A 19,137-nucleotide genomic window follows, 5' to 3' on the forward strand; every position below is an offset into this window, starting at 1 on the left:
TTGTGAGTGAATCTACCAAACTGGCCACGACCCCCCTTAGCAGCAACATTAACGGCGACATTAACGGCAACACGGGAGACGACGGCAAAAGCGGCGTTGATAACGGCGGTACCGCCGCCGAAACCCCGGGCACCCCGGGTGCAGCGCCCGTTTCCCTGGGAACCGTGAACGCCGGGGGACACAACCGGCTGCTGGTGATTGACGGACACTCCATGGCGTTCCGGGCCTTCTACGCGCTCCCGGCCGAGAACTTCTCCACCGACACCGGCCAGCACACCAATGCCGTCTACGGTTTCACCTCCATGCTGATCAACCTGATCAAGGAGGAGAAGCCCACTCACGTGGCCGTGGCCTTCGACCTGGACACACCTACGTTCCGGTCTGAGGAATACACCGAATACAAGGGCGGCCGGAACAAGACGCCCGAGGAGTTCCACGGGCAGATCGACCTGATCATCAAGGTCATGGAAGCCATGCGCATTCCCACACTGTCCATGGACGGCTACGAAGCGGACGACATCCTTGCGACGCTGGCCGAGAAGGCGTCCGCCCTCAACTGGGACGTCATGGTTGTCTCGGGGGACCGGGATGCCTTCCAGCTGGTGGATGACCACGTCACGGTGTTCTACCCCAAGAAGGGTGTTTCCGACCTGCCGCGCATGGACGCCGCAGCCGTGGAAGCAAAATACCTGGTTCCCCCGGACAAGTACTCAGACCTCGCTGCCCTGGTGGGCGAGAGCGCGGACAACCTGCCCGGCGTCCCGGGTGTGGGTCCCAAGACCGCTGCGAAGTGGATCAAGCTTTACGGCGGGCTGGAGGGCATCCTCGAGAACCTGGACTCCATCAAGGGCAAGGTCGGCGATTCCCTGCGCGAGAACATCGAGGACGTCAAGCGGAACCGGCGCCTAAACCGGCTCCTGCGGGACCTGGACCTGCCGGTGGACCTCGAAGCCATGGCCGCCCAGCGGCCGGACCGGGAGGCCATTGAGGAACTCTTTGACGCCCTGCAGTTCAACGCGCTGCGCAAGCGGCTCTTCGACGTCTACGGGGAAGATGAGGGCGAGGCCGCCGCGCACGCCGAAGTGCCCGCCCCTGAACACAGCATCATCACCGATGCCGGGGAACTGGACAGCTGGTTCCGTGCCGCCAACCAGGCCCGCACTGCCGTGCAGTTGGTGACGGAGGGTGCCGCCGGGGCACGCGACGTCGTCGGCATTGCCCTGGTGACGGACGCATCGGCCGCCTACGTGCCGCTCACCGAGCTCGACAGCGCCGCCGAGCAGGTGCTGGCGGACTGGCTGGCGGACCTTGACGCGCCCAAGGTGGTCCACGATTTCAAGGAGGCTTACAAGGCACTGGCTGCCCGCGGCCTCCACCTGGCCGGCGAGGTCGATGACACCGCCATCTCCGGCTACCTGATCCAGCCGGACCGCCGCAGCTATGAGCTGGCGGACCTGGCGCAGTACCACCTGAAGATGAACATTGTGCCCGCGGCCGCCGCCAGCAACCAGCTGGAACTGTCCCTCGGGGACGAAGACGCGGCAACGCCCGCCGTGTCCAAGGCGTTTGCCGCCCTGCGGCTGAGCGAGCACTTCGCCGGCCAGCTCGTGGAGCGCGGCGCCAACCAGCTCCTCGGCGGACTGGAACTGCCGCTGTCCGAGGTCCTCGCGGAAATGGAACTCGCCGGCATTGCGGTGTCCTCGGAGAAGCTGGACCGGCTGCTGGACGATTTCAGCGCCACCATCACCCGTGCGAGCGAGGAAGCCTTCCGGATCATCGGCAAGGAGATCAACCTCGGCTCCCCGAAGCAGCTGCAGGCCGTCCTCTTCGACGAACTCGGCCTGCCGAAGACCAAGAAGATCAAGACCGGGTACTCCACGGACGCCGATGCGCTGACGGACCTGATCGTGAAGACCGGACATCCGTTCCTGGAGCAGCTGCTCGCCTTCCGCGACGCGTCCAAGCTGCGCTCCACCGTCGAGGGCCTGCGGAAGTCCGTTGCCGACGACGGCCGCATCCATACCACTTACGCCCAGACAGTGGCCGCCACCGGACGGCTGTCCTCAGTGAACCCGAACCTGCAGAACATCCCGATCCGTTCCGAAGAGGGCCGCCGCATCCGCGAGGTCTTCGTGGTCGGCGAAGGCTACGATTCGCTGCTCACCGCGGACTACTCGCAGATCGAAATGCGGATCATGGCCCACCTCTCCGGCGACGAAGGGCTGATCGCCGCTTTCCAGGCGGGCGAGGACCTGCACCGGTTCGTCGGGTCCCACGTGTTCAACGTGGCCCCCGAAGAGGTCACCAGCGCCATGCGGTCCAAGGTCAAGGCGATGTCCTACGGGCTGGTCTACGGCCTGAGCTCCTTCGGCCTGTCCAAGCAGCTGGCCATCCCGGTGGACGAGGCCCGGACCCTGATCCGTGACTACTTCGAGCGGTTCGGTGCCGTGCGGGACTACCTGCGCGGCGTCGTCGAGCAGGCCCGCAAGGACGGCTTCACCTCCACCATCGAGGGCCGCCGCCGTTACCTGCCGGACCTGTCCAGCGACAACCGGCAGCTCCGCGAAATGGCCGAACGGGCCGCACTCAATGCCCCCATCCAGGGATCCGCGGCGGACATCATCAAGAAGGCCATGCTCGGCGTGGACAGCGAGCTGAAGGCGCAGGGGCTGAAATCCCGGATGCTGCTGCAGGTCCACGATGAACTGGTCCTCGAAGTCGCCGCCGGGGAGCGGGACGCGGTGGAGAAGCTGGTGCGGGAGCAGATGGGTTCCGCGGCGGACCTGTCCGTTCCGCTGGATGTCTCCGTCGGCGAGGGGATCAGCTGGCACGAGGCCGGGCACTAGGCACTACCGCCGAAACTGCCGCCTAGACACAGGGGGAACCATGGATACGGACCACAGCACGGACAGCACGGCGGACGGGCTGCGGTTCGCTTCCTTCCCTGCCGGCTACGACGCCGCGGACCCGGGCAAAGCCGACGAGCGGACCGCCAAGTGGTTCGATGCCGTCAACCTGGGTTTCCACGAGGACCGCACCAAAGCGGAGGGGCTGCCTGCCCAAGTGGACGGCTACCGGCGGGACGGCCGCGTCCTGACCGCGGTGTACGACGACGGCCTGCCGGAGTATGCCTGGGATCCGGCCGTGCCTGTGGCCACCTACGGGACCATGGTCAATGACCTGAACGTCGGGGGAAGCGAACTGCTGCCCGCGCACCTGGTCACGGCAGTCACCGTCCGTCCCACGCACCGGCGCCGGGGCATCCTGCGGCGGATGATTACCGCGGACCTCACCCGGGCCAAAGACTCCGGCCTGGCGTTGGCCGCCCTCACCGCGTCGGAAGCAACCATTTACGGGCGCTTCGGGTTCGGGGCCGCCACCTCCACCGCAGGCGTCGAACTGGACACCCGCGGCGGCCTCGAATTCGCCGCCCCGCCGCGCGGCAGTATCGCGATTGCCGACGCCGACAAGCTCCGGGGGCTGGCGCCGGAAATCTTCCGGGCCCACCTGGAACGCACCTTCGGCGCCCTGGGTCGGCAGCATGCGTACGCCATGCGTGCCGCGGGAGAGTGGAGCGGGGAAAACACGCAACCGGACCTGGCCGTGCGCGGTGTTCTCCGGTACAACGCAGACGGCGTCCCGGACGGCTATGCGGCCTACAAGTCGCTGGGCTGGCAGAACGAGCCGCACACAGTGAAGGTCACCGACCTGGTGGCGGCCAGCGACGAGGCCTACCGCGAACTCTGGCGCTACCTCGGATCCATTGACCTGGTGGACCGGCTGTCCTTCTCCGAGGCCCCGGTGGAGGATCCGCTGCCGTGGATGCTGACTGACCGCCGGCGGTACAAGGTAAAGCACGTCGAGGACGTCTTGTGGCTGCGGATCCTGGACCCAGTGGCCGCACTTGCTGCCAGAGGATACTTCGGCGACGGCACGGTAGTGCTCGACGTCGACGATCCGATGGCGCTGGCAGCGGGGAGTTTCGTGCTCGAGGTACGCGGCGGCGTCGGAACCGTGCGTCCGGCCGCAGCCGGAAAAGAAGCGGACACGCCGCGGGTGCAGCTGACTGCGGCGGCACTCGGTTCCCTGTATCTGGGGTCAGTGAGTGCGCGGACGCTGGCGGCAGCCGGGTCGGTGCAGGCCGGGGAAGCGGCCCTGGGCGTCCTGGACGAGCTGTTTTCGGCCGGACCGGCGCCTTACTGCAGCACGCATTTCTAATCACCTGAGTGGCAGTCGGGTATTTTTCAGCCACGGACCGGCAGTTCCCTTTGACCTGCGTTGGCGGGTCCGGCTAGACTGATCGGGCGCGTAATAGCGCAAGTTATAACCAATCCTGTCCATCTCCGGGCAAACAAGCTGTTCGTCTTCGGCACTTTCGTGCCTTCGGCATTCACTTGGGCAAGTATCTTGCCTGCGGGGGCCACCCGGCCCAACCGCCGGTTAGTGGAAACCAGTCCGGAATACAAAACAACTTCCACATCGGAGTCCCAACTACATGACCATCACCACCAACGAGAAGTCCGGTACCCCGCAGGTCGCCATCAACGACATCGGTACTGCCGAGGACTTCCTCGCCGCGATTGACGCAACGATCAAGTACTTCAACGACGGCGATCTCGTCGAAGGTACCGTTGTCAAGGTTGACCGCGACGAGGTCCTGCTCGACATCGGTTACAAGACCGAGGGTGTCATCCCTTCCCGCGAGCTTTCCATCAAGCACGACGTTGATCCCGGAGACGTTGTCTCCGTTGGCGATCAGGTCGAAGCCCTGGTGCTCACCAAGGAAGACAAAGAAGGCCGTCTGATCCTCTCCAAGAAGCGTGCTCAGTACGAGCGTGCCTGGGGCGACATCGAGAAGGTCAAGGAAGAAGACGGCGTCGTTACCGGTACCGTCATCGAGGTTGTCAAGGGTGGTCTTATCCTCGACATCGGGCTGCGCGGCTTCCTGCCGGCATCCCTCGTGGAGATGCGTCGCGTCCGCGACCTGGCTCCGTACATCGGTCAGCAGATCGAAGCCAAGATCATCGAGCTGGACAAGAACCGCAACAACGTTGTTCTGTCCCGCCGTGCCTGGCTCGAGCAGACCCAGTCCGAGGTTCGTTCCACGTTCCTCAACAAGCTGGAAAAGGGCCAGGTTCGTCCCGGCGTTGTTTCCTCCATCGTCAACTTCGGTGCATTCGTGGACCTTGGCGGCGTAGACGGCCTCGTCCACGTTTCCGAGCTGTCCTGGAAGCACATCGACCACCCCTCCGAGGTTGTCGAAGTTGGCCAGGAAGTCACCGTTGAGGTTCTGGAAGTTGACCTTGACCGCGAGCGTGTCTCCCTGTCGCTGAAGGCTACGCAGGAAGATCCGTGGCAGACCTTCGCCCGCACCCACGCCCTCGGCCAGGTTGTTCCGGGTAAGGTCACCAAGCTGGTTCCGTTCGGTGCGTTCGTCCGCGTCGAAGACGGCATCGAAGGCCTGGTCCACATCTCCGAACTGGCTGTCCGCCACGTGGAGCTCGCCGAGCAGGTTGTCTCCGTTGGTGACGAACTGTTCGTCAAGGTCATCGACATCGATCTCGAGCGTCGCCGCATCTCGCTGTCCCTCAAGCAGGCCAACGAGGGTGTCGATCCCGAGGGCACCGAGTTCGATCCGGCTCTGTACGGCATGGCCGCAGAGTACGACGAAGCCGGCAACTACAAGTACCCGGAGGGCTTCGACCCCGAGTCCAACGAATGGCTCGAAGGCTACGAAACCCAGCGCGCAGCTTGGGAGCAGCAGTACGCTGACGCCCAGGCACGTTGGGAAGCCCACAAGAAGCAGGTCGCTCAGCACAACTCCGAGGACATCGCTGCTGCTTCGGAATCCACCGATTCCGGCACCACCAGCTACTCCTCCGAGCCGGCCGTTGCCGAGACGGGTGCCGGCACGCTGGCTTCCGACGAAGCCCTGGCTGCACTGCGCGAGAAGCTCACGGGAAACTAATTCCCACTGGTTCCGCTGTCCGGTAAGCCGGACCGTGTAACTGCCTAAAGCGGGCCTCCACTTCGGTGGGGGTCCGCTTTTTGCGTGTACGGGCGTTTCTGGGTGCGGACGGGTGGGCGGCACCCTGGGGTAGGGCCGGAGAACCGTTCTTGGATGTCGAGCAGGGGGGATCAGGGGGAGATCATGGCGGAACAACGGCGAAAGCCGGATCCGGTGCCGAGTTCGCGGCCCTGATGACCGCCTCCGTGCTCACCACCGTCGTCGGCGCCTACGCCGCCTCGTGGCATTCGTTGTCTTGCTGTTCCTGTTCTGGCTGGGTCCGGAACCGGCGTTCCCCATGGCGGATTCTGCGGGCTGACCCAGGCTCGCCTAGGCCGAGTCCCGCACCACCAGCGATGTCGGCAGGCGGTTAACCCGTTCGGTCGGCCTGCCTTCAATCAGGTCCACCAGCACCTCCGCCATCTTTGCCCCGAGGGCGGTGATCGGGTGGTGGATGGTTGTCAGGGCAGGACTCAGGCTGGTGGCGTAGTAGTCGTCGTCGAACCCCACCACGGCGATATCCTCCGGGATGCGCAGCCCGCGTTCCTGCAGCACCGAATACGCACCCGACGCCATCTGGTCGTTTGCCGCGAACACAGCGTCGATCTCCCTGCCGCGGTCCAGCAGGCGGCGCATCGCGGCCGCCCCGGAGGCTACGGTAAAGTCCCCGGTCTCCACCAGGGCGTCATCCAGGCCTGCCCGGCGGACTTCCGCCCGCCAGCCGGCGAGCCGGTCCACACCCGCAAGCATGTCCTGCGGCCCGGCGATCGTGGCAATGCTCCGCCGTCCGGCGCCGGTGAGCCTGGCCGTGGCCGCGGCAGCGCCTTCCTCATTGTCCACTTCCACGAAGTAGCTCTGGCCGGCGTCCACCAGCGGACGCCCGGCGAAAACCACCGGCAGCTGGCCGTTCAACCGCTCCCAGGAATGGTCGCCCGTGTGGTGTGAAACCACGAGCACGCCGTCCACGTTGCCGCCCAGCAGGTAGCGGCGGGTTTTCTCCGGGTTGGATTCCGAGGAGGTCACCATGTTGAGCATGTATTCGGTGGTGTTTAGGTAACGGGCGATTCCTTCCACCACACTGGCGAAGAAGGGATCCGCAAAGACCTTGGAGGTGGACTCCGGAACGAGCAGGGTCACCGTATACGTCCGCCGGCTGGCCAGGGTCCGGGCGGCGCGGTTGGGTACATAGTTCAGCGCCCGGACGGCCTTTTCCACCGAGTCGGCCATGCTCGGGTCAACCGACGGCGAACCGTTGACCACCCGGGACACCGTGGCCCTGGAAACGCCGGCCAGGGCGGCCACCATTTCCAGGGTCGGTGCGGGGCGCGCCTGGCCGGATTCAGCACTCACAGTTTTCTCCTACGCGACTGAGGGCTGAGACGCCCGATCGGTGCCCAGTTTACGGGACGTCACACCATCGACGCGGCAGCCGTCCCACGGGTGCCGGAATCTTCGCCCCGGCTGGCTGCGATCAGCCGGCTGTAGGCAAGGCCGCTGTCCTTGACGGTGCGTTCCTGGGTGTCGTAATCCACCCGGACAATGCCGAAACGCTTGCTGTAGCCCCAGGACCACTCAAAGTTGTCCATCAGGGACCACACGAAGTAGCCGCGGACGTCTGCTCCCGCCTCAATTGCACGGCCGACCGCGGCGATGTGGTCCATGATGAAGCCGGTCCGTTCGGCATCCGGCACGCTTCCGTCGTCGCTCACGACGTCGTCGTAGGCAGCCCCGTTTTCGGTGATGTACAGCGGCGGCAGCGCCGGGTACTCCTCACCGAGGCGGACCAGGAGCCGGCGGAGCCCGTCGGGGTTGACCTCCCAGTCCATGGCGGTGCGGGGCAGGCCGCGGCTCGGGAAGGTGATGTGTTCGGCCCCGATCCACGGCGACGCAGCTTCCCGGCCGGAACCGCCGGAGTGGCCGTCCGTTCCGCTGTTATCCGGATGCCCGCTGATGAGGTCATCGTGGTAGTGGTTGACGCCGAGGAAGTCGATCGGGGCGGAGATGATGTCCAGGTCACCCGGGTGGATGACGTCGCCCAGGCCGAACGGTTCCAGGTCCTTCAGTGAATCCTCCGGATAGGCGCCGCGCAGGATGGGGTCCAGGAAGATCCGGTTCTGCAGGGAGTCAAAAAGCCGGGCGGCTTCCAGATCCACGGGGTCAGCGGGATCGCGGGGGATGGAGTTGCTGAGGTTCAGGGTGATCCCGAGCTCCTGCGCACCACGGCTCCGCAGTTCGTTGACTGCCAGTCCATGCGCCAGATGCTGGTGGTGCACCGCTGCCACCGCTGCCCGCGGTTCCTGCCGGCCGGGTGCATGCACCCCGGACCCGTACCCCAGCAGCGAGGAGCAGAACGGTTCGTTGAAGGTGGTCCAATGCTGCACCCGGTCCCCAAGGGCGGAGTAGACATCATTGGCGTACTCAACAAAGCGGTACGCGGTGTCCCGGTTGGCCCAGCCGCCCTTCTCTTCCAGGGCCTGCGGCAGATCCCAGTGGTAGAGGGTGAGCCAGGGCAGGATCCCGGCGCCCAGGAGTTCATCCACCAGGCGCGAATAGAAATCCAGCCCCAAAGAGTTAGTGTTCCGGTCACCCGGGCGCACGCGGGCCCAGCTGGTGGAGAACCGGTAGGAGCCCAGTCCCAGGTCCTTCATCAGTGCGACGTCGGCGGGCATCCGGTGGTAATGGTCCACCGCGGTTGCCGGGGTGTCGGAGTTCCTGATGTTTCCGGGGGTGCGGGCGAATGCGTCCCACACGGAGTCTTCCTTCCCGTCCTCCCACGCGGCTCCTTCAACCTGGGCGGCCGCCGTGGCGGACCCCCAGATAAAGCCGGCCGGGAAATTCTTCCACTCCGTGGCGTTGTTCGTCATTAGCCCTTCACTGCTCCCTGCATGATTCCGGATATAAGTTGTTTGCCTGCCACCGCAAAGAGGATGAGCAGGGGAATGGTTGCCAGCACGGCACCGGTAAGGACCACCGAGTAGTCGGTATACCGGTTGGACTGCAGCTGGCTCAGGGCCGTCTGCAGGGTGGGATTGCCGGCGTCGAGTACCAGCAGCGGCCACAGGAAGTCCGTCCACGCCGACATGAACGTAAACAGGCTGAGGATGGCCATCGCCGGCCGCGCGGCGGGCAGGGCCACATGCCAGAAGGTCTTGATCATGTTGGCGCCGTCCATCCGCGCGGATTCGATCAGCTCGTCCGGGATGACGTCCACCAGGTACTGGCGCATAAAGAACACTCCGAAGGCGGTCACGAGTGTCGGAATGATTACCGCACCGATCTCACCGGTCCAGCCATAATGCCGCATCACCATGAAGAGGGGGATGATGCCGAGCTGGGTCGGAATCGCCATGGTTGCCACTACTGCGACCATCAGCCCGTTGTTCCCGCGGAACCGCAGCTTCGCAAAGGCGTACCCCGCCAGCGTGGAGAACATCACCACGGAAACGGTGATGATGGTCGAGATCAGGATGCTGTTCCACAAGGCCGTCCAGAACGGAATCGTGTCGAACACCTCGGCAACATTGGTCCAGAAATTCCCCCCTGGCAGCAGCGGCGGCCAGGTGAGGCTCAATGCCTCATTGGACCGGCTCCCCACCACCGCGGACCACCAGAGCGGGTAGGAGGACCCGATGAAGAAAGCAAGCAGCAGGCCGTAGGTCAGGTAGCCAGGGCGAAGGCCGTTGCCCAGGAGCCGATGCCGCAGCGCCGGACCGCGGCGCACCGGCTGCGGTTGGGTTCGCGGCACGGTCTTTTGTTGGACGATACTCACTTTTGCTTCCCTTTCACTGCCGGCCGGCGGCGCTGCCGCCTGCCGTCGGAGGACGCTATCCGCCTGGACAAGGCCAGATTAAGGACTCCGAAAAGAACGATGATGAGGAACAGCAGCCAGGCAATGGCAGATGCCTCTCCGAAGTCCTGCCGTTGGAAGGCCATCTCCCACAGGTACAGGACGGTGGTCTGGAACTCGCGCTCCGGGCCGCCGGCATACGTCGGATCGAAAAGGCGCGGTTCGGTGAAGATCTGCAGTCCGCCGATGGTGGAGGTGATGACTACGAAGATCATGGTGGGGCGGATGCTCGGCAGGGTGATGCTGAAGAAGCGCCGGACAGCACCCGCACCGTCGATGGCGGCCGATTCGTAGATGTCGCGGGGCACGGCCTGCATGGCGGCCAGCAGGATCAGCGCGTTGTAGCCGGTCCACCGCCAGTTGACCATGGCGGCTATGGCCACGTGGCTGGGGAATGTCTCCGTGCGCCACATGATCGGATCGACGCCGAAGTTGCCCAGGAAGCTGTTGATAAGGCCGTGCTGCTCATTGAACATGTTCGTGAAGATCAGGGCCACGGCAACCGGGGTGACCACATAGGGGAGCAGGACGCTCATGCGCCAGAAGGTCTTGGCGCGGATGTTCTGGTCCAGGACAGCTGCAATCAGCAGTGCGCCGGCTAGCTGGGGAATCGCGGAGAGCAGGAAGATGCTCATCGTGTTGAAAAGCGAGTTCCAGAAAAAGCGGTCGGCGAGGACATCCGCAAAGTTGCCCAGTCCGACAAACTCGCCCTGGCCCTTCAGCAGGTGCCAGTCGTGGAGCGAAACATAAAACGTGTAGACCAGTGGAAACAGGCCCACCAGCGCGAAGAGCAGGAAGAAAGGGGATATGTACAGGTAGGGGGAGGCTTTGACGTCCCAGATGTTGAGCCGCTGCCTGAACGTGGGTTTGATTTTCTCCGGCGGCGCGGCTGGCGCGGGCCGTTTCATGGTTACGGTCATATCGATTCTCACAGTCCATCAGGGGGCCTCCGGATACCCGGAGGCCCCGCTGGGTACTAGTCCTTGACGACCAGCTCGTTCAGGAGTTGAACTGCTTCATTCCAGGCGCCTTCGCCGTCGACCTTGCCCGCATCAAGCTGGGTCAGTGCCACACCGAAGACCTTTTCCTGGATTACTGAATCGTCCGGGCCCTTGAACTGGGCAACTACGCCCTCGGCCCGTGAAGCCAGGATGGCGCCGGTCGGGGCGTTGTTGAACATCGGGTTCGGAGTGGCATCCGCCGCCAGCTGCTCCTGCGCCTCAAGGGTGCTGGGGAAGTTGTTGGCCGCCGCCGACTGCTTCACCTGCTGCTCGGGGGCCGTGAGCCAGGCTGCGAGTTTCGCCGCTTCCTCCTTGTGTTCGGAGGTTTCGGGGACTGCAAGGAACGCACCGCCCCAGTTCGAGGCGCCGCCGGGGAAGACATCGGCGAAGTCCCAGCCCGAATCCGCGCCGCCGCCGGCCGATTCGAGCTGTTCCTGGATGGTGCCCAGCATCCAGCCCGGGCACACGAAGGTGGCGAAGGAGCCGTCAGTGAACGCCTTGCCGGTTCCCCAGTCCCACTTGGTTTCGTTGGCGGAGAGCCCTGCCTGGGTTCCGGCAGCGAGCTGCATGAACTGTTCCTTCATGGCGTCATTGCCTTCGATGTTCAAGTCACCGTCGGCGGTGTAGTAGCCCTCCTTCATCTGGTTCACCATGGAGTTCCAGACGAACCCGGACTGGTCGTACCAGGCCTGTCCGGTCTTCTCGTGGTACTGCTTTCCAAGTTCGAAGTAGGTGTCCCACGTGGCGTCGTCTCCGCCGAAGAGCTCGGCAACTGCCTCGCGGTCGCTGGGCAGGCCGGCCGCTTCGAACAGCTTGCCGTTGTAGCACAGGCCCTGCGGTCCGATGTCGGTGCCGTAGCCGATGACCCGGCCGTCGGCGTCGGTGCCCTGCTTGTATTTCCAGTCGACCCAGTTGTCCTTGATGTCTTCCGCGCCGTACTCGTTCAGGTCCACGAACTGGTCCGAGACGTCCATGACGGCGCCAAGCCAGCCCTCTTCGAGGGCCACCACGTCGCTGACGCCGGATCCGGCCGCGAGCTTGGTGAAGAGATCGGTCTGTGCATTGGCACCGCGGTCAATGTTGTTGGCCTTGATGTCGATGCCGGGGTTGGCTTCCTCGTATTCGGCATACAGATCGTCATACCCGAAGGTTCCGAAAGTGGTGACGGTCAGTTCGAGGGGATTGTCTTCGCTGGCAGCTTCGCTGTCGCCGCCGCCGCAGCCTACGGCCAGCAGGGCCACTACGGCAGCACCTGCAATCGCCGCCGCGGGATGTCGGAAATTCTTCACGGTCACTCCTTTGTGTGTGGGTAAAGCAGTTGATGATCCCGGGTGGTAGACCGTGCCAGGTGGTTCGGTGGCGTGATCCGACGAAAGCGGGAGAAAGAAAAGCGGTTCCTGCGCCGGGAGCGGAGTCTGAGAGAGCGCTCTCTACGCGTCGGTTACAGGCTAGGAGTGATCTGCGCCACTGTCAAGAGAGCGCTCTCTCCGGTTAAAAAAGACCCACGGGAGGGGCCGTACGGCGGGGGCGGCGTTAGCGCCGGGTGCTGACCGTGACCGTGAACTTGGGGTTGCGGGCCACTTCCCTGGTGGGACCCACCAGCCTGGCTAGGGCGGGCCGGTACAGCAGGTGGCTGTTCCAAACCGTCCAGAGTTCGCCGCCCGGCTGCAGGACGCGTCCGGCATCGGCAAAAAGCTTGAGGGCGATGCCGGCATGCACCGCGGCACCGATGTGGAACGGCGGGTTCAGCACCACCAGTTCCTCCGAGCTGTCCGGCAGCGGGCCCAGGGCATCGGCCCGGGTGACGACGGCGCGGTCCGCCACGCCGTTGGCCGCCAGTGTCCGTGCGGCCGAGGCCACGGCAGCGGCTGACTGGTCCGTAGCCAGGACCGTGAGGCCAGGCCGGGTCAGCGCGAGGTAGGCGGCGATGGTCCCGGTCCCGCAGCCCAGGTCCACGGCGCGCCGGGCAGCGCGCGCCTGGGCCAGGTGCGGCAGCAGGAACCGGGTGCCGGGATCCAGCGCGGTACCGCCGAACGCCGCACCGTAGGCCCAGAGTTCCAGCGGCCGCGCCAGTCCGACGTCGTGCCGCTGCGACATCGGAAAGGAGGGTTCCGGGAGCTGTCCGGCCGGAAGGGGCGAGCCGGCCGTCAGGACCCGGGATTTCTGCCGGCCCAGCCCGCCGGTCACGGAGCCGAAGTACCGGGCAAGGACCTCGTTCATGGCCGGAGTCATGTGCTTGACCCGTCCGCCGGCGTAGACCGTGACATCGGGTGCGGCGGAGGCCGCGATCAGCGCAGCGATCTCTTCCAGCGCGGCCAGCGAGCGGGGGAGCCGCAGCAGCACCAGGCGGGCGTCTTTCACAAGCGGCGCCGTGAGGGAATGGTGGCTGAAAACGTCCGGCAGCCCCAGGTCCGCGGCGTTGGCATCCAGTGCCTGTTCGCCGCTCAGCGGATCCTGGTGCACGCGGAGGCTGTGCAGCCCGTGCCGGGCCGCGGCTCCGAGCGTGAGCGCGCCGTAGGAGTCGCCGATGACGACGACGCCGGGCTGGTCCGGGTCCGCTGCTGCGGAAAGATCTGCTGCGGCAGTGTCGAGCAGAAGTGTGTCGGCGGTATCCCAGGCCTGCAGGTTGGGAGCTTCGACGTCCGGCCTGCGGCGCAGTCGGGAAAAGTCGAAATCGGTCCGGCCCGGTGCGGGGTCAGTCACGGTCGATCCATTCTGTTCCAAGGGGGACCGGTTCGGAGGCTCCGGCGGTCAGGGAGGCGAGCCTGGCATGGAAGGCAGCCAGGGCGTCGGGGGTGTCCGGCAGGGCGACGTTGATGGAGGCACCGGCGGCGGAATAATCCGTGCCCAGCACGCTGACGCCTGCGGTACGGAGGTCGTTTTCCAGCCTTCCGGCGGCGGAGTGTCCGGCCGGAATGCCGTAAAGCTGCATCCGCCGTCGGCGCAGCAGGGGAGCGGTGTCGAGGGCCGAGGAGACGGACTCGGAGTAGGCACGCACCAGCCCGCCCGCGCCGAGGAGGATCCCGCCGAAGTAGCGGACGGTCACGGCAGTGATGTCGCTGAGGTCGGTCGCTCCGTTGAAGGTTTCCCGCTTGGTGAGCGCTTCCAGCATCGGAATGCCGGCGGTGCCGGAGGGTTCGCCGTCGTCGTTGGAACGCTGCACCTCGCGCCCGGGGCCCAGCACGAAGGCGCTGCAGTGGTGCCGGGCGTCATGGAACTCGCGGCGCAGGTCCGCCACCAGGGCGCGCGCCTGCTCCTCGGTTTCGGTGCGGCGCAGCACGGTGATGAAGCGTGAGCGTCTGATTTCGAGTTCAGCGCGGTGTTCACCGGCGATGGTGGTGTAGCGCCCCGCCGCCGCGTCGATATCGCTCACCCTTCCAGTCTAGTAGGCGGTTCCGGCCCGGGACGGCGGTAAGGTGGGGGCATGCTCAAGGTTGGACTCACCGGCGGGATCGCCGCCGGAAAATCCCTGGCCGCCCGGACCCTCGTCCAGCGCGGTGCCGTGCTGGTGGACGCCGATGCCCTGGCCCGTGAAGTGGTGGCGCCGGGCACTGAAGGCCTGGCCGCCGTCGTCGAAGCCTTCGGCCCTCAGGTCCTGGCCGCGGACGGCTCGCTGGACCGCCCGGCGCTGGCCGCCGTGGTCTTCGGCGACGAGGAACGCCGTGCCGTGCTGAACGGCATTGTCCATCCGCTGGTCCGGGCGCGGGCCGCGCAGCTTGCGGCGGAGGCGCCGCCGGACGGGATCCTGGTCCAGGACATCCCGCTGCTGGTGGAAACCGGCCAGGCCGGGAACTTCGACTTCGTCGTCGTGGTGGAGGCGCCCGAGGACGTGCGGCTTCAGCGCATGGTGCAGGACCGGGGGATGGATCCCGAGGCCGCGCGCGCCCGGATCGCCGCGCAGGCCACTCCCGAACAGCGGGCGGAGGCGGCCGACGTCGTCCTGCACAACACCGGCACCCCCGAGGAACTGGTGGCCGCCGTACGCGACCTCTGGGAGACCCGGCTGGTGCCGCTGAACGAGGCGCGGAGCCGGGCCGGCCGGTAGTTCAGCCCCTAGCAAAGCGGACCGCGGCTGTCCGCGGACCGGAGTAGTTTTATAGGCATGAGTCTTGCGCAGGACATCAAGAGAGTCGTAGCACCGTTTGAGGTCATCAGTGACTACAAGCCCGCCGGTGACCAGCCGACCGCCATCAAGGAACTCGCCGAGCGGATCAACGCAGGCGAGAAGGACGTAGTGCTGCTTGGTGCCACCGGTACCGGTAAGAGCGCGACGGCGGCCTGGCTCGTGGAGCAGGTGCAGCGGCCCACGCTGGTGATGGTGCAGAACAAGACGCTGGCCGCCCAGCTGGCCAACGAGTTCCGGGAGCTGCTGCCCAACAACGCGGTGGAGTACTTCGTTTCCTACTACGACTACTACCAGCCGGAAGCCTACGTCCCGCAGACGGATACGTTCATTGAGAAGGACTCCTCGATCAATGAGGAAGTCGAACGCCTGCGCCACTCGGCCACCAACGCCCTGCTGACCCGGCGTGACGTGATTGTGGTGGCTACGGTGTCCTGCATTTACGGCCTGGGCACCCCGGAAGAGTACATCGAGGCAATGGTGACCCTGCGCCGGGGCCAGCAGATGAACCGCGATGACCTGCTGCGCCGCTTCGTGGCCATGCAGTACGTCCGCAATGACATGGACTTCCACCGCGGCACCTTCCGGGTCCGCGGCGACACCGTGGAAATCATTCCGATGTACGAAGAGAACGCGATCCGCGTCGAGTTCTTCGGCGACGAGATCGAGAACATCTACACCCTGCATCCGCTGACCGGGGACGTGATCCACGAAGAGACGGAGATGTACGTCTTCCCGGCGTCGCACTATGTGGCCGGCGAGGACCGGATGCACCGGGCCATCCGCCAGATCGAGGACGAGCTGCAGGTGCGGCTGAAGGAACTGGAATCGCAGAACAAGCTGGTGGAAGCCCAGCGGCTGCGGATGCGCACCACCTATGACCTGGAAATGATGCAGCAGATGGGCTTCTGCAACGGCATCGAGAACTACTCGCGGCATATCGACGGCCGCGGCCCGGGCACCGCCCCGCACTGCCTGCTGGACTATTTCCCGGACGACTTCCTGCTGGTGGTGGACGAATCCCACGTCACCATTCCGCAGATCGGTGCCATGTACGAAGGCGACATGTCCCGCAAGCGCACCCTGGTGGACCACGGCTTCCGGCTGCCCTCGGCCATGGACAACCGCCCGCTGAAATGGGACGAATTCCTGGAACGGATCGGCCAGACCGTCTACATGTCCGCTACCCCGGGCAAGTACGAACTGTCCAAGTCCGACGGCTACGTGGAGCAGATCATCCGCCCCACCGGCCTGGTGGATCCGCAGGTGGTGGTCAAGCCGAGCAAGGGCCAGATCGATGACCTGCTGGGTGAAATCCGCACCCGCACCGAACGGGATGAACGCGTCCTGGTGACCACGCTGACCAAGCGAATGGCCGAGGACCTGACCGGCTATCTGCTGGAGCACGGGGTCAAGGTGGAATACCTGCACTCCGACGTCGACACGCTGCGCCGCGTGGAGCTGCTCCGCGAACTGCGGATGGGCACCTTCGATGTGCTGGTCGGCATTAACCTGCTTCGAGAGGGCCTCGACCTTCCCGAGGTATCGCTGGTGAGCATCCTCGACGCCGACAAGGAAGGCTTCCTGCGTTCCTCCACCTCGCTGATCCAGACCATCGGCCGTGCCGCCCGTAACGTCTCGGGCGAGGTGCACATGTATGCGGACCGGATCACCGATTCCATGGCCAAGGCCATCGATGAGACCAACCGCCGGCGCGAAATCCAGGTGGCGTACAACAAGAAGCACGGCGTGGACCCGCAGCCGCTGCGCAAGAAGATCGCGGACATCACGGACCAGCTGGCGCGCGAGGATGCCGACACCAAGGCCCTCCTGGCGGAGGCTGCCAAGCAGAAGACGAAGGGCAAGGGCAAGGGGGTCCGGAAGGACGGCCTGGCTGCTGCTCCCGCCGAGGACCTCACCAGCCTGATCGCGTCCATGACCGAGCAGATGCATGCTGCTGCAGCCGAGCTGCAGTTCGAATTGGCTGCCCGGCTGCGCGACGAGGTGGGGGACCTGAAGAAGGAACTGCGGCAGATGCAGGCCGCCGGGCACGCCTAGGCGGGCGCCGTTCCTCCAGGTACGGCCCGGACCGTGGACCGGTAATTTCAGTCATCGCCCAGGCCGCGCTTATGGTTGCAGGATGACTGAGCCGGGGGGAACCGCACGCCGGACGAACCTACCGGAGGCAGGGCAACACCGTGGTTGACGCTGGTGGCTCACAACCGCTCCAAATGAAGCGGACCCTGGTTTTCGACTTCGACACCGTGGAGCAAAAGAACACTTTCCGTTCATTGGTCTCCGACGAGGCACTCTTTACCGACCCGGACGTGGCGGCTGCACCGGAAAACCGCGTGTCTTTCCCGGGCATGCTGCGGGCAGCCGACCTCCTGAGCCGGGAGATTCTGCTGCTGGATGTGCAGCTGCTCGACGGCGCCTTCTTCCTGGATCGGGGCCCCGATGCCGTCCGGACGCTCCTCGCCCGCACCGGTTCCTTCGACCAGACGTTCTCCGTCGTGGCGCGGAAGCCCTCCTTGGAGGAGAGCCTGCGCTTCCTCCTGCTGGGCACGGATCCGTTGAGTCCGGTCCTGGCGGAGTTCGAGTTTTCTTCGTTGGCGATGTTCTGGGAAACACCGCGCCCGTTGGCGGCCGCCCTCCACGCCAGGAGCAGCGCCCGGCTTCGCAGCTGTCCGGCGTCCGAGGTGGCGCGGACGGTGGCGGCCGAACTGCAGGCTGCCTGGGAAGGCCTGGACGCAGGCCAGCATGTCCAGGCGCCCACGGAAGAATTCGACCGGCTCGCCCGGGCCTGGGAAGCGTGGTTTGCCGAAGCAGCCGCAGATCAGATACGTGTCCGTGAAAGGACCCGGGAACCGTTCGACCTGAGGGGAGCGTTGTCCCGGCGGGCCGCCGTCGTACGGGAACTCCGCGATTCGGAGCCGGAGGCCGACGCCGCTGTGCATTTCCTGTCGGAAACCGTGATCCGTACCGCCGCGCTGTCCTACCTTGACGCAAACGCGCCCCGGCTGGCAGGCAACGCGACGCTTCTGCAGGACTGGTGGATGGGCGCGTATTTCGACGCCATGGCTGAGCAGCATGAGACCAACTGGCTCCGGTTCCGCGAGGACACCGTTATGCAGGAGGCGCAGCGCCGCGGGCGGGGCCCGACCGGAGGTGAAACCATCCAGTTCCAGGGGAGCCTGGTGGCCACCCTCCACGATATGCCGCCGCAGGTTTATGCAGTCCTGCGGCATCAGGCCCGGTCAGCCATCCACGATTGGCAGACCCGTCCAAGCCAGAAAACATCCAACGCACTTGCCTATGCCGTCGCCAGATCGAATGCCGCGGTCAGCCTGGGGGAGGACCGGAAAGCCATGTGGACGAGGATTGCGCTGACGCTCCTGCCGGCCGTCGTCGGCACCTTGACGGCGGGCTTTTTCTCCAACCTGCTTGCCGGCGTCGGTTCAGCCATAGCTACGGTTGTCCTGGGTGTCCCCCTGGTGGAGTTTGCCGAGCTGCACGCAACGCGAAAGAAGAAAATGAGAGCACATATCCACTTCCCGGCAGTCCCGCGGTGATGCCGGAGCCTCGCCCGGGCCAGAGCCTGGTGTATGCCTGGTCCGGACCGCCAAGCCTTGAACTGTGGACCGAAGAGGTCACCCGCAACGGAAGGTCCTGGCTGCAGCACCGGCTTGTTGCGGAACACGGCACCCCCGGCGTGGTCATCGTCGCGGTGGCCGACGGCCACTTTGCCATGGTGGAGCACTGGCGGCCTGCAGCCGGGCGCAGTTTCCTCGAGTTTCCGAGGGGGTTCGGGAGCCCTGCCGACTCCGGGCCGGACCTGGCCGTCCACGATGCAGCGCGCGAGCTGGAAGAGGAAACCGGACTGCAGGGTACCCGCTTCCGGGTACTGGGGCCCGTGTGGGCAGACAGCTCTCTCCTGCAGGGCCATGCAGTGGTTGTCGCGGCCACCGTGGACCGGTCCGCGGAACCGCTCACCCGCGACGGTGAAATAGATGGGTTCCGCTGGGTCCCGGTGGACAGCGTCCCGGCCCTCATGGCGGCAGGGGAGATAGCCGACGGCCTGACGTTGTCCGCCTACGCGTTCTGGACGGGTGACCGGACACCCGGCCAGTAGCCGCACCTAATGCCCGGGAGTGTCACA

At 65.5% G+C, this 19,137-nt stretch carries 14 protein-coding genes; 7 read left to right on the plus strand and 7 right to left on the minus strand.

Annotation, left to right across the window (positions count from 1 at the left end; translation table 11 throughout):
- Positions 1-2: 2 nt before the first annotated feature.
- From polA to rpsA, 3 genes are all read left to right on the plus strand, one after another.
- Positions 3-2,846 carry a DNA polymerase I gene (gene polA, locus NNX34_RS08810; protein WP_370647249.1) on the plus strand — a complete coding sequence of 948 codons (2,844 nt, stop codon included), beginning with the start codon at positions 3-5 and terminating at the stop codon, positions 2,844-2,846.
- A 40-nt stretch (positions 2,847-2,886) separates the two neighbouring features.
- The gene (locus NNX34_RS08815) at positions 2,887-4,218 is read left to right on the plus strand and encodes a GNAT family N-acetyltransferase (RefSeq protein ID WP_255766145.1); all 1,332 of its coding nucleotides are present in this window, start codon (positions 2,887-2,889) and stop codon (positions 4,216-4,218) included.
- Positions 4,219-4,495: 277 nt separating this feature from the next.
- Positions 4,496-5,968, plus strand: a complete 1,473-nt coding sequence (gene rpsA / locus NNX34_RS08820; protein ID WP_227921792.1) for a 30S ribosomal protein S1 — start codon at positions 4,496-4,498, stop codon at positions 5,966-5,968.
- Positions 5,969-6,337: 369 nt separating this feature from the next.
- On the opposite strand, the gene NNX34_RS08825 is transcribed toward rpsA, so the two are convergent.
- The 7 genes from NNX34_RS08825 to NNX34_RS08855 all read right to left on the minus strand — a co-directional run bounded on the left by NNX34_RS08825 (position 6,338) and on the right by NNX34_RS08855 (position 14,228).
- Positions 6,338-7,312 carry a LacI family DNA-binding transcriptional regulator gene (locus NNX34_RS08825; RefSeq protein ID WP_257795032.1) on the minus strand — a complete coding sequence of 325 codons (975 nt, stop codon included), beginning with the start codon at positions 7,310-7,312 and terminating at the stop codon, positions 6,338-6,340.
- A gap of 104 nt (positions 7,313-7,416) precedes the next feature.
- Entirely contained in the window at positions 7,417-8,871 is a 1,455-nt protein-coding gene (locus NNX34_RS08830; protein ID WP_255766147.1) for a GH1 family beta-glucosidase, read from the minus strand.
- Positions 8,871-9,752, minus strand: a complete 882-nt coding sequence (locus tag NNX34_RS08835) for a carbohydrate ABC transporter permease (protein ID WP_370647031.1) — start codon at positions 9,750-9,752, stop codon at positions 8,871-8,873. The genes NNX34_RS08830 and NNX34_RS08835 overlap by 1 nt, the downstream gene beginning before the upstream one ends.
- Positions 9,753-9,772: 20 nt before the next feature.
- Entirely contained in the window at positions 9,773-10,774 is a 1,002-nt protein-coding gene (locus NNX34_RS08840) for a carbohydrate ABC transporter permease (RefSeq protein WP_255766148.1), read from the minus strand.
- Positions 10,775-10,830: 56 nt separating this feature from the next.
- Positions 10,831-12,144, minus strand: coding sequence for an ABC transporter substrate-binding protein (locus NNX34_RS08845; RefSeq protein ID WP_255766149.1), 1,314 nt, complete (start codon positions 12,142-12,144; stop codon positions 10,831-10,833).
- A 244-nt stretch (positions 12,145-12,388) separates the two neighbouring features.
- Positions 12,389-13,558, minus strand: coding sequence for a methyltransferase (locus NNX34_RS08850; RefSeq protein ID WP_255766150.1), 1,170 nt, complete (start codon positions 13,556-13,558; stop codon positions 12,389-12,391).
- Positions 13,551-14,228 carry a YigZ family protein gene (locus NNX34_RS08855; RefSeq protein WP_255766151.1) on the minus strand — a complete coding sequence of 226 codons (678 nt, stop codon included), beginning with the start codon at positions 14,226-14,228 and terminating at the stop codon, positions 13,551-13,553. Before NNX34_RS08855 ends, NNX34_RS08850 begins: the two co-directional genes overlap by 8 nt.
- A 51-nt stretch (positions 14,229-14,279) precedes the next feature.
- On the opposite strand from NNX34_RS08855, the gene coaE reads away from it, so the two are divergent.
- The 4 genes from coaE to NNX34_RS08875 all read left to right on the plus strand — a co-directional run bounded on the left by coaE (position 14,280) and on the right by NNX34_RS08875 (position 19,110).
- On the plus strand, positions 14,280-14,900 hold the full coding sequence (gene coaE, locus NNX34_RS08860; protein ID WP_255766152.1) for a dephospho-CoA kinase: 621 nt from the start codon (positions 14,280-14,282) through the stop codon (positions 14,898-14,900).
- 57 nt (positions 14,901-14,957) lie between these two features.
- The gene (uvrB, locus tag NNX34_RS08865) at positions 14,958-17,036 is read left to right on the plus strand and encodes an excinuclease ABC subunit UvrB (RefSeq protein ID WP_229951969.1); all 2,079 of its coding nucleotides are present in this window, start codon (positions 14,958-14,960) and stop codon (positions 17,034-17,036) included.
- A gap of 173 nt (positions 17,037-17,209) precedes the next feature.
- Positions 17,210-18,550 carry a hypothetical protein gene (locus NNX34_RS08870; protein WP_255766153.1) on the plus strand — a complete coding sequence of 447 codons (1,341 nt, stop codon included), beginning with the start codon at positions 17,210-17,212 and terminating at the stop codon, positions 18,548-18,550.
- Positions 18,550-19,110: an NUDIX hydrolase gene (locus NNX34_RS08875; protein ID WP_255766154.1), complete on the plus strand. Its 561-nt coding sequence runs from the start codon at positions 18,550-18,552 to the stop codon at positions 19,108-19,110. The genes NNX34_RS08870 and NNX34_RS08875 overlap by 1 nt, the downstream gene beginning before the upstream one ends.
- Positions 19,111-19,137: the final 27 nt, after the last annotated feature.

Origin of the sequence: Arthrobacter sp. zg-Y1116 (assembly GCF_024385485.1) — a bacterium.
Lineage (GTDB): Bacteria > Actinomycetota > Actinomycetes > Actinomycetales > Micrococcaceae > Arthrobacter_B.

What these genes read in the sequence shown, in the direction of transcription:
- NNX34_RS08870 (WP_255766153.1), top strand. Translation starts at nt 17,210, where the DNA reads ATGAAGCGGACCCTGGTTTTCGACTTCGACACCGTGGAGCAAAAGAAC.
- uvrB (WP_229951969.1), top strand. Translation starts at nt 14,958, where the DNA reads ATGAGTCTTGCGCAGGACATCAAGAGAGTCGTAGCACCGTTTGAGGTC.
- NNX34_RS08830 (WP_255766147.1), bottom strand. Translation starts at nt 8,871, where the DNA reads ATGACGAACAACGCCACGGAGTGGAAGAATTTCCCGGCCGGCTTTATC.
- rpsA (WP_227921792.1), top strand. Translation starts at nt 4,496, where the DNA reads ATGACCATCACCACCAACGAGAAGTCCGGTACCCCGCAGGTCGCCATC.
- NNX34_RS08840 (WP_255766148.1), bottom strand. Translation starts at nt 10,774, where the DNA reads ATGACCGTAACCATGAAACGGCCCGCGCCAGCCGCGCCGCCGGAGAAA.
- coaE (WP_255766152.1), top strand. Translation starts at nt 14,280, where the DNA reads ATGCTCAAGGTTGGACTCACCGGCGGGATCGCCGCCGGAAAATCCCTG.
- NNX34_RS08875 (WP_255766154.1), top strand. Translation starts at nt 18,550, where the DNA reads ATGCCGGAGCCTCGCCCGGGCCAGAGCCTGGTGTATGCCTGGTCCGGA.
- NNX34_RS08825 (WP_257795032.1), bottom strand. Translation starts at nt 7,312, where the DNA reads ATGGTGGCCGCCCTGGCCGGCGTTTCCAGGGCCACGGTGTCCCGGGTG.
- NNX34_RS08815 (WP_255766145.1), top strand. Translation starts at nt 2,887, where the DNA reads ATGGATACGGACCACAGCACGGACAGCACGGCGGACGGGCTGCGGTTC.